Source organism: Alloyangia pacifica (genome assembly GCF_003111685.1).
In the GTDB taxonomy this organism is placed as follows: Bacteria; Pseudomonadota; Alphaproteobacteria; order Rhodobacterales; family Rhodobacteraceae; genus Salipiger; species Salipiger pacificus_A.
On record NZ_CP022189.1, the window covers coordinates 2,634,434 to 2,648,620 of the forward strand.

Sequence of the window (14,187 nt, forward strand, 5' to 3'; positions counted from 1 at the left end):
AGGCGAAGCCACTGGAAGCCCCCCACGGAAAAAGGCGCGCCCTGCGGGACGCGCCTTTGCCAGTCCCGGAAACCCGGAAACCTTATTTGTCGGTCGCCTGCGCCTGCTGCATGAGCGCCTGCTCGTCGCCGAGAACGCTGAGGCCCTTGAGGATGTCGATCGCATAGGCCAGCTGGTAGTCGTCCTGGCGCAACTTGGCGGCTTCCTCGGCCTTGGCGCGGTCCTCTTCAATCTGGCGGACCTCGTCCTCGGTCAGGCTGTCGTTGTCCAGCGCGCCGCGCAGGTCGGCCTCGGAGCGGCCGAAGCCGGGCACGGTGTCCTCTTCACTCTCCGGCTCGGGCGGACGCTGCTCGACGACGATGTCGGGCGAGACGCCGAGCGCCTGGATCGAGCGGCCCGAGGGGGTGTAGTAGCGCGCAGTGGTCAGGCGCATCGCGCCGTCGCCCCGCAGCGGCATGACGGTCTGCACCGAGCCCTTGCCGAAGCTCTTGGTGCCCACGACGACGGCGCGGTGGTGATCCTTCAGCGCACCGGCGACGATCTCGGACGCCGAGGCCGAGCCGCCGTTGATCAGCACCACGATCGGCTTGCCGTCCGACAGGTCGCCCTCGGTGGCATTGTAGCGCTCGCCATCGGCGGCGTTGCGGCCCCGGGTCGAGACGATCTCGCCCTTGTCGAGGAAGGCGTCGGCGACCTTGATCGCCTGGGTCAGAAGGCCGCCCGGGTTGTTGCGCAGGTCGAGCACGATGCCGTTGATCTTGTCGATGCCCCCCGCGGCCTCGACCTCCTTGGCCAGCCCCTCTTCGAGGTTGGGGAAGGTCTGGTCGTTGAAGGTGGTCACGCGCAGCACAACGGTGTCGCCCTCGCGGCGGGTGCGCACGGCGGTGAGGGTGATCGTGTCGCGGATGATTGAGATTTCGAGGGGCTCTTCCTCGCCTTCACGCACCACGGTGATCACGATCTCCGAGCCGACCGGCCCGCGCATCTTGTCCACCGCCTCGTCGAGGTTCAGACCCAACACCGACTCGCCGTCGACGTGGGTGATGAAATCCCCGGCCTGCACGCCGGCCTCGGCGGCGGGGGTGCCGTCCATCGGCGAGACGACCTTGACGAAGCCGTCTTCCTGGGTGACCTCGATGCCAAGCCCGCCGAATTCGCCGCGTGTCTGCACACGCATGTCGGCGGCATCGTCTGGCGGAAGGTAGCTCGAATGCGGGTCGAGAGAGGTGAGCATGCCGTTGATGGCAGCCTCGATCAGCTTCTTGTCGTCCACCTCCGAGACGTATTGCGCACGGATGCGCTCGAAGATATCGCCGAAGAGGTCGAGCTGTTCGTAGACGCTGGTGTTCTTCTCGGCTTCCTGGGCCAGCAGCGGGCCGACGAACTGCGTCGTCGCCACCACGCCTGCCACGGTGCCGCCCAGTGCGGCCATCAGAAACTTGTTCATCCTCAGATCATCCCTTGTCGCTGGCGAACCATTCTAGCGGGTCCACGGGCGCGTCGCCCTCTCTTACCTCTATATACAGGGTCTCCGTGCGTCCAGCGCCGGAACCTTCACGTGACGGTGACGCCCCGTCGCCTGCTGCATCTCCCATCAGCCCGACGGGCGCGCCCTCGGAAAGGATTTCCCCCGTCGCCGCATAGGTCTCGTCCAGCCCCGCGAGGACGATGAGCAAATCCGGCTGCGGCTCGAGAATGGTCACGAGGCCATAATCGAGCAGCGGGCCGGAGTAGCGCACGGTGGCGGCAGTGGGCGTGGTGACGATGGCCTGCGGCAGCGTGGCGATCACGATGCCGGGACGTGAGACCCCGGCGGCATCCGCCTCGCCCGCCGCGCGCAGCACCTGCCCGCGCACCGGCATCGGCAGGCTACCGCGCCGCGCATCCACGGGTGGCAGCCGGTTCGGCGCCTCGCCCTGCGAGATGTTCGACAGGCCGGAGGCAAAGCCCTCCAGCGTCTCTGTGGCCGAGATGAGGATCGCGGTGCGCACCGGGTCCTCGGTGAAACGCATCGGCAGGTCGGTGCGGTCGGCCACCGCCTGACTGAGCTCGGTGCGCGCGGCCTGCACACCGGCCAGCCCCTCGCGCAGGGTTTGGGCGGCGCTTTCCTGCAGGGTCCGCAGCTGCGCCACCTCGTCGAGGTCGGAGCGCAGTTGGCGCGCCTCCTGCGCCAATCCCGGCGTCACCGCCGACAGCAGCATGCCCGCCCGCGCCGAGCCGACGGGCCCCGCCGGATGCAGCAGCGCCTCGGGCGCCGCCGAGCTGCCGAGGCTCGACAGCACGCCAAGAAGCTGCGCCACCTCGCCCTCCTGCGCGGCAAGGCGGCGGCTCAGCTCGGTCTCGCGCACGGCCGCGTCCCGGAGCCCGTCGCGCAGGGCGGCAAGCCCGTCCTCATAGGCTTCGACAGTGCGGGTCAGCGCCTTGACGCGGTCGCGCGCCGTGTCCGCCCGCCCCAATTGCACAGAAGCCGCTTCCAGCGCCCGCGCCGCGGCACGGGCAGCCTCGCCCGGGGCCTGCGCCAGCGCCGGACCCGCCATCAGGCAAAGGATCAGCGCGGCGGCTCTCATTCGTCGATCAGGCTCGTCCCGGTCATCTCCTCGGGCGGCGGCAGGTTCATCAGCTGCAGCAGCGTCGGAGCGACATCGGCGAGGATGCCGTCATGCACCGTCGCGCCTTCGGGTCCGCCGAAAAGGATCACCGGCACCGGGTTGGTCGTATGCGCGGTGTGAGGCCCGTTCGTCTCGTCGTCCCACATGGTCTCGCAATTGCCGTGGTCCGCGATGACCACCATGGCGCCGCCGACCTTCTCGAGCGCCGCGACCACCTTGCCGAGCCCGTCGTCCACCGCCTCGCAGGCCTTGATTGCCGCGTCGAGATCGCCGGTGTGACCGACCATGTCGGGGTTGGCGAAATTGGTGACGATGAGGTCATAGCCCTTCTCGATCGCCGCGACGAAGCGCTCGGCGACCTCGGGTTCGGACATCTCGGGCTGCAGGTCGTAGGTCGCCACCTTGGGCGACTTGGGCATGAAGCGGTCCTCGCCTTCCTCAGGCGTCTCCTTGCCACCGTTCAGGAAGAAGGTGACATGCGGATATTTCTCGGTCTCGGCGAGGCGGAACTGCGTGAGCCCGTGCTTGGCCACCCATTCGCCCAGCGTGTTGACGATCACCCGCTTGGGATAGGCGGTGGTCATGTAGGTGTTGTGCTTGTCCGAGTATTCGACCATGCCGAGCAGCGCCGAAAGCTCGGGCTTCTCGCGCTCGAACCCGTCGAAGTCCGGCGCGCCGATGGCCGCGAGGATCTCGCGCGCCCGGTCGGCGCGGAAGTTGAGGCAGAAGAAACCGTCGCCTGACGTCAGCCCCTCGTAGCCGCCGATCACGGTCGCCGGGATGAACTCGTCGGTCTTGTCATTGGCGTAGCTCTGGGCAACGGCGGTGACCGCGTCGGGGGCGGTTTCGCCCTTCCCGCCCACCATCGCCTCATAGGCCGTCTGCACCCGCTCCCAGCGATTGTCGCGGTCCATGGCGTAGTAGCGACCGATGACGGTGCCGATGCTGGCGCCCTCGGGCAGGCTTTCGTCAAGATCCTTCACGAAGCCTTCACCCGACTTTGGCGCCACGTCGCGGCCATCGGTGATCGCGTGCAGCACCACGTCCAGACCCTGCTCCACCAGCAACTTCACCGCAGCCTTGATGTGGGTGATGTGACCGTGCACGCCGCCGTCCGAGACGAGGCCCATCAGGTGCGCGCGACCGCCCGCCGCCTTCACCTTGGCAGCGAAGTCGAGGATCGCCTCGTTCTTGAAGAAGGAGCCGTCCTCGATCGCGAGGTCGATCTGGCCCAGATCCATCGCCACCACCCGGCCCGCGCCGATGTTGGTGTGGCCCACTTCCGAATTGCCCATCTGGCCGCTCGGCAGGCCGACCTCGGGCCCGAAGGTGACCAGCGTGGCATGCGGGCATGTGGCGTAGAGCCTGTCCATCGTGGGGGTCTTGGCCAGCGCCGGGGCGTTGTACGCCGTCTCGTCTCGCAGGCCCCAGCCGTCGAGGATGGTCAGGACAACGGGTTTCGGAGTGGTCATGCTCAAACGCCCTTTTTCTCGCGAGGTTGTCGCAGGTGTAGCAGGGCGGCGCGGCGATGTGGAGGGCCGCCGCGCGCCGGCCTCACCCGAAGATCAGTTTCGGGATCAGAAGGGAAATCTGTGGCAGGTAGGTGATCAGTAGCAGCACAAGGATGTTGACCACAACAAAGGGCCAGACCCCGGCAATGATCTGCGACACCGGCTTGCCCAGCGTCGAGGAGGCCACGAAGATATCCAGCCCGAAGGGCGGCGTGATCATCCCCAGCGAGATGTTCAGCGTGACGATCATGCCGAAGTGCACCGGGTCAATCCCCAGCGACTGCGCGACCGGGAAGAGCGGCGGCACCAGCACCAATAGCGCCGAGTTCGGGTCGATAAACATGCCCGCGACGAAGAAGCAGAGGTTGGCCACCATCAGGAAGGTAATCCAGCCCGCATCCACCGACTCCAGAAGGCCGATGATCGAGTTCGGCACCTGCGCCAGCGTCACGAAGAAGGAGATCAGCCCGCCCATCGCCAAGAGCACGAAGATGATCGCGGTGTTGATCGCGCTGCGCTCGGTGATCTTGAACAGGTCGTTCCACGTCAGGCTGCGCAGGATGAAGGCCTCGACGACGATCGCATAGACCACGCTGACCGCCGCCGCCTCGGTGGGGGTGATGACGCCGGAATAGATGCCGCCAAGGATGATGACCGGCATCCCGAGCGCCCATTTCGCCTGCCAGATGGCCCGCAGACGTTCGGACCACGCCACGCGCGGCTCGCGGGTCACCCCGCCCTTGCCGGCCTCGAGCCAGACAAAGAGCGCGAAGGCCAGGCCAAGCACCAGCCCCACCGCGAGCCCGCCGGCAAAGAGCCGCGAGATCGAGGTGCCGGTCATCCAGCCGTAAACGATGAGCGTGATCGACGGCGGGATCAGCAGCGAGGTTTCGGCGCTGGCCACCAGCAGGCCAAGGCTGAACTTGTCCGAGTAGCCGGCCCGGCGCATCTCGGGGTAGACCATCCGGCCCATCGCCGCGACCGTCGCCGGGGCCGAGCCCGACACCGCGCCAAAGGCCATCGAGCCGCCGACCACCACGTGTCCGATGCCGCCCCGGGTATGGCCGACCAGCGCCTTCACCACGTTGACCAGCTGCGCGGCAATCTGCCCCGCCCCCATGAGGTTTGCTGCGAAAATGAAGAAGGGGATGGCCAGCAGCGTCGTGTGGTCTATGCCGCCGACGATCTTCTGCACGATCGCCGGGTCCGGCAGCCTGGCGTAGAAGAGCTCCTTGTAAGCCAGCGCGGGCACGCCCAGCACCAGCAGCATCTCTAAACCGGCAAGCAGCAGCAGCGCGGCGAGGAGGACGATCAGGATCAGCATCGCTCGGCCTCCGCCTGCGCCGCGAAGCGGTCGATGACGCCGAAGAGGCTCAGCCCGTAGCGCAGCGCCAGCAGCAGGAAGCCGATGACTGGCGCCAGATAGATCAGCCCCATGGGGATCCCCAGCGTCGGCGAGGTCTGGCCGGATTTGAGCACGAACTCAACCATCTGCACGCCCAGCCACGCCACGTAGAGCGAAAAGAGCAGCCCCACCGTGTCGATGACCCGCAAGAGCCAGCGCCGCGCGGGTTCGGGCAGCTTGTCGCGCAGGTTGGTGATGCCCACGTGCTTGCCGCGCTCCAGCGCGAGGCCGAGCGCGAGGAAGACCAGGAAAAGGTTCATCAGCCGCACCGCTTCCTCGATCCAGGCAAAGCGGCTGGCCATCGTGCCGCCGAATTCCCGCACAACCACCGAGCCGAAGAACAGCGCCACCATGGTCAGGAACAGCACCACGAGAATCGTGCGCTCGACCCTTCGCAGCAAGTTGAGGAATGTCATGGGCGGTCTCCGGATCAGCGGTCGGGCGGCGTCTTGCAAAGAGGCGCCCGGAGAACCGGGCGCCCTGTAAGGTCTTGGTAAGTCAGGTCGCCCTCGGGGCGCGGACTTATTTGGCGGTGGCCGTCTCGTAGGCGTCTAGCAGCGCCTTGCCGGTTTCACCGGCCATGGCGACATAGGCTTCCGAGGCCGGGCCCCAGGTCAGCTCGCGCAGCTCTGCACGCTCTTCGGGCGAGGCGACGCGGACGTTGGTCCCCGAGTCCTTGATCACTTGCAGCGCCTCTTCGACGGCGGCGGCCTTGTGGGCGGTCAGATCGGGGATGACCTCGGCGAAGGCGCCCTTGATCACGTCCTGATACTCGGCCGGCAGGCTCTCCCAGAACATCGGGTTGAACAGAACCACGTCTTCCATCGCGCCGTGATCCGAGATCACTAGGTTCTCCTGCACCTCGTAGAACTTCATGTTCTTGATGGTATCGAGCGGGTTCTCCTCGCCGTCCACGACGCCGGTCTGCAGCGAGGTGTAGAGCTCGCCGAAGGGCAGCGCGATGGCCGAGGCGCCCAGCGCGTTGAACTGCTCGATGAGGATCGAGCTGTCCATCACCCGGAACTTCTGGTCGGCAAAGGCGGCGAGGTTGTCGAGCGGCTTGTTCGAGGTGAACTGCTTCTTGCCATTCGGCCAGAGCATCAACGCGACCATGCCCTTGTCCGCGAAGGTGTCCAGCAACGCCTGGCCGAAGGGGCCCTCGCGCAGCGCCTGCGCCTCGGCGGCGTCCTCGGGGATAAGGTAGGGGATGTCGAGGATCGACACCGCCGGGTTGAAGCCGCCAAGGAAGGCGGCCGGGGCGACGGTGCCCTCGATGGTGCCGAGCTGCACGCCCTCGTTCATCTGGCGCTGGTTGCCCAGCTGGCCCTGCGGGAAGATCTGCAGCTCGACCGCGCCTTCGGTGCGCTCTTTGACCAGCTCGGCGACCTTCTCGAGGTGCACGTGGCGGCTCTGCGCCGTGCTTTCAAGATGGCCGATCTTGGCCACGAACTCCTGCGCCGAAGCGGTGCCAGATGCGAAGGAAAGCGCGAGCGCAAGCGCGGCGCCGGCAATGCGGGTCATGACCATGCGGGGTACTCCAGAATTTTCAACGCCACTAGCTATCGGCGGCGCGGGGTGCAAGTCAAAGCGAACCGCCTATACGGAAGGCGGTCCCGATGCATCAGCCTGTTTCTTGAGCGTGCAGCCCCGCCTGCAGGGTCAGAGCAGGGCGCGGTCCTACGATCGCTCCCCCGGCTGCCGCGGAAGCCGGGCAGAAAAAAGCGGCCCGCTCATGTTTAACGGGCCGCAGTGAGATGCACTCCCCTCTCAAAAAAGTGCACCTATCTCATTTCGCGCGCCTGAGCCGGGTCAGCGGCGCCGAGATCCGGCATCCCGGCGGCGGCACCCTGGCGAGATCGCAATGGGTCGCCAGCCACTTTTCACATTGCTCCACCAGCGCGCAGCCGCAGCATGCGGCCACCATCACCTGATATTCCTCGGGCCGAAGCCGCCCCGTGTCGATCTGCTCGGCAAGGTTGAGGCCCATGACCCGCGCCACGCTGCGCGCCATCCAGAAGTGACGTGCCTGATCGCCCAGCATGATTCACACCTCGTTCCGGAGTTCATCCCGCAACATCTTGAAAGGACGTCCGTTCACACAGTCTTCGGGCCAGACGCGCGCGCGCTCCCCTCCAGCCTCTATATCGGCCCGGTGATCGAGCCAGCGGGCGCAGCCCTCGGCCCAAAGGCAGGCCCGGCAGCGCCGCACCATCCCGGCCCAGTCGTCCTGCGGCAGCACCCCGCGGCGCTGCGCCTCGGCGAGATCGACACCGGTGGCACGGGCCATGCGCTGTACGCGCCAGTAATGGCTGCGCTCGTCGCCCAGCGGAAAGGGCCTCGGGCCGCGCAGCATGTTGGCCGAGATCATCGCGCTAGCGTCCGGTCAGATCGCGAAAAAGGTCGGCGTTGCGGCAATAGCCCGGAGTGGCCGCCGTGATGCCATCGCGCGTGGCGAGCCAATGCTCGCAGTCACCGGGCTTGTGGCAGCCGGTGCAGGCCAGCACCGCATCCTCGAGACCGGCAAAGCTCAACCGTCCGCGCATCATCTGCTCTTCGAGGTCGACGCCGAGCGCTCCGGCCATCTGGTCGACGAGACCGGCATGACGTTTGAAATCCTTCGCTCCAGGCATGGCTCTTCTCCCTTGTTGGCGGCCTTTTCGGCCTTGCCTCGGGACAAGCTTAGCACGGCAGGGCGGCGGCCCCCTTGATGCACATCAACGTCAGACGCCGCCACCGGCCCGATACGCCTCGCTCGTGCGCCGCACGGTTTCGATTCGTTCGCTGTTCGGCGGGTGGGTCCCGAGGAAACGGTTCCCCGGATCCGGCAAACGCTCGAAGAACCGCGCGCCGCGAATCGGATCAAAGCCGCTGCGCAGCGAGATCACCGTGCCCAGTTCGTCCGCCTCCAGCTCGTAGTTCTTGGTAAAGGTTCGCGCCCCGACCGAGGCGCCGAATTCCTCGGCCGAACGCACCGAAGCCTCATCCGCGCCGGTCATCGCGGCGATGCCCGAGAAGATGATCGCGCCGATGGCGGCATCCTCCTGCACCCGGTCGAGGTGGCCCAGGATGTGATGCGAGGCCTCGTGGCCCATGACGAAGGCCAGTTCGTCGGCGTTCTGCGCCTCACGGATCAGCGCGAGGTTGAAGGCCAGAACCGGCCGCCCCTGGCTGTCGCGGGTCTGGAAGGCGTTCGGCGTCTCGTCGGGGCGGTCGTCGACGACGATCAGGAAATCGCAGTTCGCGCCGCCGCGGGTGAAGTTTCGGCACTGGCTCTCGGCCACCGGCTCGACACGGTGGACAACCTCGGTGAACTGCCGTGCGGCGCGGGATTCGCCCCCTCCAGAGAAGGGATCGTTGCGACCCGAGGGCACCGAGGAAACAGGCGCCACGGCACAGGCCGAAACAAGGGCCGAGACGAGGACGAGGAAAACGGGCAGAAGTCGGCGCATGCGGAAGGTCGCTCCGGTTCGGATCATGGATCGAAGGATAGGCGGCGGCGCGCCCCGGCGCCAGTGCAGCGCGCACAGAGTGGCATCTTTGTGCTTTTTGCGTGGGCCCCGCGCCGCCGCTAGGGACTGGTACATTTTGTGGATTGCACGCCGCGTGAAGGCGGGTCTAGGCTGCTATCATGTTCAGCATCGAGCACGAATTTGACGCCACCGTGGTGACCCTCGTCGACGAGGGCGAGCCGCATTTGCAGGAAGACGTGATCGTCTCGAGCTTCGAGGAATGCGTCACGGTCGAGCAATATGATCCGCGCACCGACAGGGTGAACAAGATCACGCTCTCGATGACCCAGATGCGCGATCTCGCCGCCGCGATCAGCCTGCCCGAGGGCGTCTATACCAGACAGGGAGCCGACGAGGAGGAGTGATCACCCCTCCACCCGGAAAGCCTTGTCCCGCGACGTTGCTCCGCGGATCAGCGTGAGCCGCGACTTTGGCACCCCCAGCGCCTTTGACAGCAGCTTGATCACCGCCTCGTTGGCCTTGCCGTTTTCCGGAACAGTGGTGACGTAGACCCGGATCTGCCCCTCTTCCTCGCGGATCTCGTTGCGCGACGCCTTGGGCGTGACGCGCAGCTCCAGCACCGTACCCGGCGCAGCGAGATGGGAAAGGTCGGACTTGGCCATGGCGGGGCTCCTCGTGCGGCTGCCCGTGCTCATATCAGCCCGTCGCAAACCAGACACCCCCAACTCGGCGCCGACTGCCTTCGGCCTGTCTCAAGGCACACCCCGGCACCGCAACCGGTTGAATCCGCGCCGTCAAAGCCTGACATAGGGGGCAACTGAATGAGGAGACGGCGATGCCCACCCCCAATCCGCAGGCGATGGACTTCCTGCTCAGCCGGCGCTCGCGCCCGGCCAAGACGCTGACCGGCCCGGCACCCGACCGCGCGGCGCTGATGCCGTTGCTTACCGCCGCTGCGCGCACGCCGGATCACGGCAAGCTCGAGCCCTGGCGCTTCATCGTGCTGGAGCGCGGCGCGCTCGACCGCATGGCGGAGGCCGTCGCCGCCCGCGCTTCCGCATTGGGCATCGACGAAGACCAGGGCGCCAAGGCCCGCGCCGCCTTTGCCGATAGCCCGCTCTGCGTCGCGGTGATCGAGGTGCAAAAGGAAAGCCCCAAGATTCCGCCGCTGGAGCAGACCTATTCCGCGGGCGCCGCCTGCCTTGCCCTGCTCAACGCCGCGCTGGCCTCGGGCTGGGGCGCGAACTGGCTGACCGGCTGGGCCTCGCATGACCGCACTTTCGTCGCCGAGACGCTTGGGCTGGCCGAGAACGAGCGCGTCGCGGGCTTCATACACATCGGCACCGAAACTTCGGCCCCGCCGGAGCGCCCGCGCCCCGACCTCGAGGCGATCACCACCTGGATGGACGCATGATCCCGGCGTCCTTTCTTGCCGCGATCGGCCAGATCGGCGATCCGCGCTTCCGCTCGGTTCTGCTCAAGGGGCTCGGCCTGACGGTCGGGCTCTTCGTGCTGATCTACTTCGTCTTCGTCACCGTCGTTGGCTGGCTGGTCGGCGACACTGTCTCGCTGCCCTGGATCGGCGAGGTGACCTGGGTCGACACCGCGATCAGCTGGGGTGCGGTGCCGCTGATGATGCTGCTCTCGGTGGTGCTGATGGTGCCCGTTGCCTCGGCGATCACCTCGTTCTTCCTCGACGACGTGGCGCAGGCGGTCGAGGACCGACATTATCCCGCGCTCGGCCCGGCGACCGAGGTGAGCTGGGGCGAGGCGCTGCGCGACACGCTGAGCTTCCTTGGCGTGCTGATCGGGGCCAACCTCGTGGCGCTGGTGCTCTACATCTTCTTCGCCCCGCTCGCGCCCTTCATCTTCTGGGGGCTGAACGGCTTCTTGCTGGGGCGGGAGTATTTCACCCTCGCGGCGATGCGCCGGGTCGGGCGGGAACAGGCCGCCGTGCTGCGCCGCCGCCACCTCGTGACGATCTGGATCGCCGGCGTGCTCATGGCGCTGCCGCTCTCGGTGCCGCTGGTGAACCTGCTGATCCCGATCCTCGGGGCGGCGACCTTCACCCACCTCTACCACCGGCTGCAGGGCGAACGCCCCGCGAGCTAGGCAATCAGGCTAGAAAGCCGGGGCTGGCGGGGTCACTCGCCAGCCGTCAAGGGCGGGCCCATCCGGTTGAACATCCAGCCGTCGATGTCCCGGACCGAGATCAGCCCGCTGAAGATGATCCCCGCGAAGATTCCCCACAGGACAACCGAAATGCCGGTGGTGATCCAAGCCTTGCGCTTGAGGTTGTGCACCTCGGGGCTGCCAGCGTGGGTGCCGGGCACGATCTCGCCGAGGTCCCCCTGCGTCTTCAGCCGCACGGGAATCACGCAAAGGAAGGTCATGAACCAGATGACCGCGAAGAGCACGATGCCGGAAGTGATTGCCATGATGTGTCCTCAGACCTGTTCCAGCTCGACGAGCGTGCCTTGGAAATCCTTGGGGTGCAGGAAAAGCACCGGCTTGCCATGCGCGCCGATCTTCGGCTCGCCATTGCCCAGCACCCGCGCCCCCTGTGCCTTGAGATGGTCGCGCGCGGCGAGGATGTCCTCGACCTCGTAGCAGACGTGGTGAATGCCGCCCGAAGGGTTCTTGTCGAGAAAGCCCTGGATCGGCGACTCGTCTCCGAGCGGGTGGAGCAGCTCGATCTTGGTGTTGGGCAGCTCGATGAACACCACCGTCACGCCATGGTCCGGCTCGTCCTGCGGCGCGCCGACTGCCGCACCCAGCGTGTCACGGTACATCGCCGAGGCCGCCTCCAGATCGGGCACGGCAATGGCGACATGGTTGAGACGACCGATCATGACACTCTCCCTCGAATCCTCGCGTCGCCCGGTTATCGCGCGTGCGGCCCCTGCCCCGCAAGCCGGGTGCGTCCATTAACCGCCCATTAGCCAAGGCGGGGCACGATGGACTGGCGCGGGCGTCCCTTCTCGGCCCCGCCCGACCGCTCTATCGAGGAAGGCCAGATGACCGACAGCGACATGACCGACAGCAACCGCAACACGCCCTTTCCACCGCGCCCCACCGCCACCCGGCCCCTGCTCGGCATGACCATCCTCGCGGTGGAAGACAGCCGCTACGCCTGCGATGCACTGCGCCTGATGGCCCTGCGCAGCGGCGCGCGGATCCGCCGGGCGGACTGCCTGCAGGCGGCGCGACGCCACCTGTCGCTCTACCGGCCAACCGTCGCGGTGATTGACCTCGGACTGCCCGACGGATCGGGTGCGGGGCTGATCGCCGAGCTGGTGGCACGCAGCCCGCGGTTGCCGGTGATCCTCGGCATCAGCGGCGATCCCTTTGCCGAGAACATGCTGCGCGCCGCCGGGGCGGACGGTTTCCTCGAAAAACCGCTACGCAGCCTGCTCGAGTTTCAGAACGCGATCATCGCCGCCCTGCCCGACAGCCGCAAACCCGGCGGCATCCGGCTCGTCTCGGACGACCCGATCACCCCCGACCCGCTGGCCTACCAGGACGACATCGCCCATGCCGCCGCGCTCTTGCAAGAGGCCGGAGAGCCCGGGCTCGCCGACTATATCGCGCAGTTTCTTGCCGGGCTGGCGCGCAGCGCCGGGGACAGCGCGCTCGAGGCTGCGGCGCGGGCGCTGGCCGCGGCGCGGGCCGAGCGGCGCCCGACGACGCAGGCGCTCACGCAGCTCTCTGCCCTGTTGCACCAGCGCATGGCGACCCGCATAGCGATCTGAGCCCTCCCACCAGACGGAACCCGCGCAGCTCTCTCTGCGTTGCCTGCGCAATCGCCATCTGCACGCGGAGAGCTGCCATGACCTCGATCTACGACGCCATCAAGAAGGACCACGAGACGCATCGCGCTCTGCTCGAGCGTATCGACGAGACCACCGGCGACAGCCCCGAGCGCCGCAAGGCCTGGAACACCTTCTACCGCGACATCAAATCCCACTCCGCCGCCGAGGAAGAAGAGTTCTATTCCGAGCTGATGCAGCACACCTGGGGCCAGGACGCCGCCCGCCATTCCGTGCATGAACACGCCGAGATGGACGAGATCCTCGAGGAATTAAACGAGATGGACATGTCCTCGCCCGGCTGGCTGACGCGCTTCCGCACGCTCAAGCATGATTACGAGCACCACATGGACGAAGAAGAGGAGGACGTCTTCGCCCGTGCCCGCAAGGTCGTCGGCGAAGAGGACAACGATGCCTATGGCCAGCGCTTCCTTGACCGCAAGAAAAAGGAGTTGGGGCTGATCGAGGAGAAGAAGGAAGATCACCTCGAGGACTGACCTGCGCGTTTGGAACAGTGCCGCGCCGGAGGGAGCCCCGAGACCTCCCGGCGCGGCTGACCGATCCGTCTCAGAGCGCGCCAAGGCTGCACCAAGGTCCGCAACGTCGAGGCAGTCGGCCGCCTTCCCCAGCGTCGAATCGTTCCATTTTTGTTCGCGCCCTGCCATAGAGCGTAAATGCCTCGCGCGCGGCGCGAAAGCCGCGTGACATTTGCTCGATCTGGGGGCTATATTTCGACGATGACACAAAGCGCCGCGCAACATCTGTCCGAGTTCCTTGGGGACGACCGGTTCGCCACTGTGATGGCCGATCCGCCTTGGCGGTTCACCAACCGCACCGGGAAGGTCGCCCCCGAACATAAGCGCCTGGCGCGTTATCCCACGATGACGCTCGAGGACATCTGCGCACTGCCGGTGGCCGACCACCTGCAGGACACGGCGCATTGCTACCTCTGGGTGCCCAACGCTCTGCTGCCCGAGGGGCTTCAGGTGCTCAGCTCTTGGGGCTTCGAATACAAGTCGAACATCGTCTGGCACAAGATTCGCAAGGACGGCGGTTCGGACGGGCGCGGTGTGGGCTTCTACTTCCGCAACGTGACCGAGCTGCTGCTCTTCGGAACCCGTGGCAAAAGCGCTCGGACCGAAGCAGCGGGGCGGCGCCAGGTCAACATGATCCAGACCCGTAAGCGCGAACACTCGCGCAAGCCCGACGAGCAATACACGCTGATCGAGAGCTGCTCGAAGGGGCCCTACCTCGAAATGTTCGGGCGTGGCGTGCGCGAGGGCTGGACGGTCTGGGGCAACCAGGCCGATGCCGACTACAAGCCGACCTGGAAAACCTACAGCTACAATTCGAGCGTCGCGGCGGAATAACGAGCGCCCGCCC

At 66.7% G+C, this 14,187-nt stretch carries 19 protein-coding genes; 6 read left to right on the forward strand and 13 right to left on the reverse strand.

Annotated elements, in window-relative coordinates; translation table 11 throughout:
• Positions 1 to 82: 82 nt before the first annotated feature.
• The 10 genes from CEW88_RS12745 to CEW88_RS12790 all read right to left on the reverse strand — a co-directional run bounded on the left by CEW88_RS12745 (position 83) and on the right by CEW88_RS12790 (position 8,974).
• Positions 83 to 1,447 (reverse strand): S41 family peptidase, encoded by a 1,365-nt coding sequence (locus CEW88_RS12745; RefSeq protein WP_108967320.1) that lies wholly within the window; start codon positions 1,445 to 1,447, stop codon positions 83 to 85.
• A gap of 7 nt (positions 1,448 to 1,454) precedes the next feature.
• Positions 1,455 to 2,567 carry a murein hydrolase activator EnvC family protein gene (locus tag CEW88_RS12750; RefSeq protein WP_108967322.1) on the reverse strand — a complete coding sequence of 371 codons (1,113 nt, stop codon included), beginning with the start codon at positions 2,565 to 2,567 and terminating at the stop codon, positions 1,455 to 1,457.
• Complete coding sequence (gene gpmI, locus CEW88_RS12755; RefSeq protein WP_108967324.1) at positions 2,564 to 4,081, reverse strand: 2,3-bisphosphoglycerate-independent phosphoglycerate mutase; 1,518 nt, start codon at positions 4,079 to 4,081, stop codon at positions 2,564 to 2,566. The genes CEW88_RS12750 and gpmI overlap by 4 nt, the downstream gene beginning before the upstream one ends.
• Positions 4,082 to 4,163: 82 nt before the next feature.
• The gene (locus CEW88_RS12760; protein WP_108967326.1) at positions 4,164 to 5,444 is read right to left on the reverse strand and encodes a TRAP transporter large permease; all 1,281 of its coding nucleotides are present in this window, start codon (positions 5,442 to 5,444) and stop codon (positions 4,164 to 4,166) included.
• Complete coding sequence (locus tag CEW88_RS12765; RefSeq protein WP_108967328.1) at positions 5,438 to 5,941, reverse strand: TRAP transporter small permease; 504 nt, start codon at positions 5,939 to 5,941, stop codon at positions 5,438 to 5,440. Before CEW88_RS12765 ends, CEW88_RS12760 begins: the two co-directional genes overlap by 7 nt.
• Before the next feature lie 106 nt (positions 5,942 to 6,047).
• Positions 6,048 to 7,052 (reverse strand): TRAP transporter substrate-binding protein, encoded by a 1,005-nt coding sequence (locus CEW88_RS12770; protein WP_108967330.1) that lies wholly within the window; start codon positions 7,050 to 7,052, stop codon positions 6,048 to 6,050.
• A 259-nt stretch (positions 7,053 to 7,311) separates the two neighbouring features.
• Entirely contained in the window at positions 7,312 to 7,566 is a 255-nt protein-coding gene (locus CEW88_RS12775; protein WP_203594938.1) for a DUF6455 family protein, read from the reverse strand.
• Positions 7,567 to 7,569: 3 nt separating this feature from the next.
• Complete coding sequence (locus CEW88_RS24895; RefSeq protein ID WP_254694404.1) at positions 7,570 to 7,893, reverse strand: DUF6455 family protein; 324 nt, start codon at positions 7,891 to 7,893, stop codon at positions 7,570 to 7,572.
• Positions 7,894 to 7,897: 4 nt separating this feature from the next.
• Positions 7,898 to 8,155, reverse strand: a complete 258-nt coding sequence (locus CEW88_RS12785; RefSeq protein WP_108967332.1) for a DUF6455 family protein — start codon at positions 8,153 to 8,155, stop codon at positions 7,898 to 7,900.
• Between the two features lie 90 nt (positions 8,156 to 8,245).
• Positions 8,246 to 8,974 (reverse strand): M48 family metallopeptidase, encoded by a 729-nt coding sequence (locus CEW88_RS12790; protein WP_108967334.1) that lies wholly within the window; start codon positions 8,972 to 8,974, stop codon positions 8,246 to 8,248.
• Positions 8,975 to 9,153: 179 nt separating this feature from the next.
• Here CEW88_RS12790 and CEW88_RS12795 point away from each other — a divergent pair, with 179 nt between their 5' ends.
• On the forward strand, positions 9,154 to 9,399 hold the full coding sequence (locus CEW88_RS12795) for a hypothetical protein (protein ID WP_108967336.1): 246 nt from the start codon (positions 9,154 to 9,156) through the stop codon (positions 9,397 to 9,399).
• Here CEW88_RS12795 and CEW88_RS12800 read toward each other — a convergent pair whose 3' ends face one another.
• Positions 9,400 to 9,657, reverse strand: a complete 258-nt coding sequence (locus CEW88_RS12800; RefSeq protein WP_108967338.1) for a DUF167 domain-containing protein — start codon at positions 9,655 to 9,657, stop codon at positions 9,400 to 9,402.
• A 173-nt stretch (positions 9,658 to 9,830) separates the two neighbouring features.
• On the opposite strand from CEW88_RS12800, the gene CEW88_RS12805 reads away from it, so the two are divergent.
• Positions 9,831 to 10,409 (forward strand): nitroreductase family protein, encoded by a 579-nt coding sequence (locus CEW88_RS12805; RefSeq protein WP_108967340.1) that lies wholly within the window; start codon positions 9,831 to 9,833, stop codon positions 10,407 to 10,409.
• On the forward strand, positions 10,406 to 11,107 hold the full coding sequence (locus tag CEW88_RS12810; RefSeq protein WP_108967342.1) for an EI24 domain-containing protein: 702 nt from the start codon (positions 10,406 to 10,408) through the stop codon (positions 11,105 to 11,107). The genes CEW88_RS12805 and CEW88_RS12810 overlap by 4 nt, the downstream gene beginning before the upstream one ends.
• Positions 11,108 to 11,139: 32 nt before the next feature.
• Here CEW88_RS12810 and CEW88_RS12815 read toward each other — a convergent pair whose 3' ends face one another.
• Both CEW88_RS12815 and mce read right to left on the reverse strand, forming a co-directional pair.
• The gene (locus CEW88_RS12815) at positions 11,140 to 11,433 is read right to left on the reverse strand and encodes a DUF1467 family protein (RefSeq protein WP_108967344.1); all 294 of its coding nucleotides are present in this window, start codon (positions 11,431 to 11,433) and stop codon (positions 11,140 to 11,142) included.
• Positions 11,434 to 11,442: 9 nt separating this feature from the next.
• Positions 11,443 to 11,847: a methylmalonyl-CoA epimerase gene (gene mce / locus CEW88_RS12820; protein ID WP_108967346.1), complete on the reverse strand. Its 405-nt coding sequence runs from the start codon at positions 11,845 to 11,847 to the stop codon at positions 11,443 to 11,445.
• A 165-nt stretch (positions 11,848 to 12,012) separates the two neighbouring features.
• Here mce and CEW88_RS12825 point away from each other — a divergent pair, with 165 nt between their 5' ends.
• The 3 genes from CEW88_RS12825 (at position 12,013) to CEW88_RS12835 (ending at position 14,174) form a co-directional block, all read left to right on the forward strand.
• Complete coding sequence (locus tag CEW88_RS12825) at positions 12,013 to 12,747, forward strand: response regulator (RefSeq protein WP_254694405.1); 735 nt, start codon at positions 12,013 to 12,015, stop codon at positions 12,745 to 12,747.
• Between the two features lie 77 nt (positions 12,748 to 12,824).
• Positions 12,825 to 13,301 carry a hemerythrin domain-containing protein gene (locus tag CEW88_RS12830; RefSeq protein WP_108967348.1) on the forward strand — a complete coding sequence of 159 codons (477 nt, stop codon included), beginning with the start codon at positions 12,825 to 12,827 and terminating at the stop codon, positions 13,299 to 13,301.
• 240 nt (positions 13,302 to 13,541) lie between these two features.
• Entirely contained in the window at positions 13,542 to 14,174 is a 633-nt protein-coding gene (locus CEW88_RS12835; protein ID WP_108967350.1) for an MT-A70 family methyltransferase, read from the forward strand.
• Positions 14,175 to 14,187 lie beyond the last annotated feature (13 nt).

Coding starts and splice junctions, on each gene's coding strand:
- CEW88_RS12745 (WP_108967320.1), bottom strand. CDS start 1,447: ATGAACAAGTTTCTGATGGCCGCACTGGGCGGCACCGTGGCAGGCGTG.
- CEW88_RS12750 (WP_108967322.1), bottom strand. CDS start 2,567: ATGAGAGCCGCCGCGCTGATCCTTTGCCTGATGGCGGGTCCGGCGCTG.
- gpmI (WP_108967324.1), bottom strand. CDS start 4,081: ATGACCACTCCGAAACCCGTTGTCCTGACCATCCTCGACGGCTGGGGC.
- CEW88_RS12760 (WP_108967326.1), bottom strand. CDS start 5,444: ATGCTGATCCTGATCGTCCTCCTCGCCGCGCTGCTGCTGCTTGCCGGT.
- CEW88_RS12765 (WP_108967328.1), bottom strand. CDS start 5,941: ATGACATTCCTCAACTTGCTGCGAAGGGTCGAGCGCACGATTCTCGTG.
- CEW88_RS12770 (WP_108967330.1), bottom strand. CDS start 7,052: ATGGTCATGACCCGCATTGCCGGCGCCGCGCTTGCGCTCGCGCTTTCC.
- CEW88_RS12775 (WP_203594938.1), bottom strand. CDS start 7,566: ATGCTGGGCGATCAGGCACGTCACTTCTGGATGGCGCGCAGCGTGGCG.
- CEW88_RS24895 (WP_254694404.1), bottom strand. CDS start 7,893: ATGATCTCGGCCAACATGCTGCGCGGCCCGAGGCCCTTTCCGCTGGGC.
- CEW88_RS12785 (WP_108967332.1), bottom strand. CDS start 8,155: ATGCCTGGAGCGAAGGATTTCAAACGTCATGCCGGTCTCGTCGACCAG.
- CEW88_RS12790 (WP_108967334.1), bottom strand. CDS start 8,974: ATGCGCCGACTTCTGCCCGTTTTCCTCGTCCTCGTCTCGGCCCTTGTT.
- CEW88_RS12795 (WP_108967336.1), top strand. CDS start 9,154: ATGTTCAGCATCGAGCACGAATTTGACGCCACCGTGGTGACCCTCGTC.
- CEW88_RS12800 (WP_108967338.1), bottom strand. CDS start 9,657: ATGGCCAAGTCCGACCTTTCCCATCTCGCTGCGCCGGGTACGGTGCTG.
- CEW88_RS12805 (WP_108967340.1), top strand. CDS start 9,831: ATGCCCACCCCCAATCCGCAGGCGATGGACTTCCTGCTCAGCCGGCGC.
- CEW88_RS12810 (WP_108967342.1), top strand. CDS start 10,406: ATGATCCCGGCGTCCTTTCTTGCCGCGATCGGCCAGATCGGCGATCCG.
- CEW88_RS12815 (WP_108967344.1), bottom strand. CDS start 11,433: ATGGCAATCACTTCCGGCATCGTGCTCTTCGCGGTCATCTGGTTCATG.
- mce (WP_108967346.1), bottom strand. CDS start 11,847: ATGATCGGTCGTCTCAACCATGTCGCCATTGCCGTGCCCGATCTGGAG.
- CEW88_RS12825 (WP_254694405.1), top strand. CDS start 12,013: ATGACCGACAGCGACATGACCGACAGCAACCGCAACACGCCCTTTCCA.
- CEW88_RS12830 (WP_108967348.1), top strand. CDS start 12,825: ATGACCTCGATCTACGACGCCATCAAGAAGGACCACGAGACGCATCGC.
- CEW88_RS12835 (WP_108967350.1), top strand. CDS start 13,542: ATGACACAAAGCGCCGCGCAACATCTGTCCGAGTTCCTTGGGGACGAC.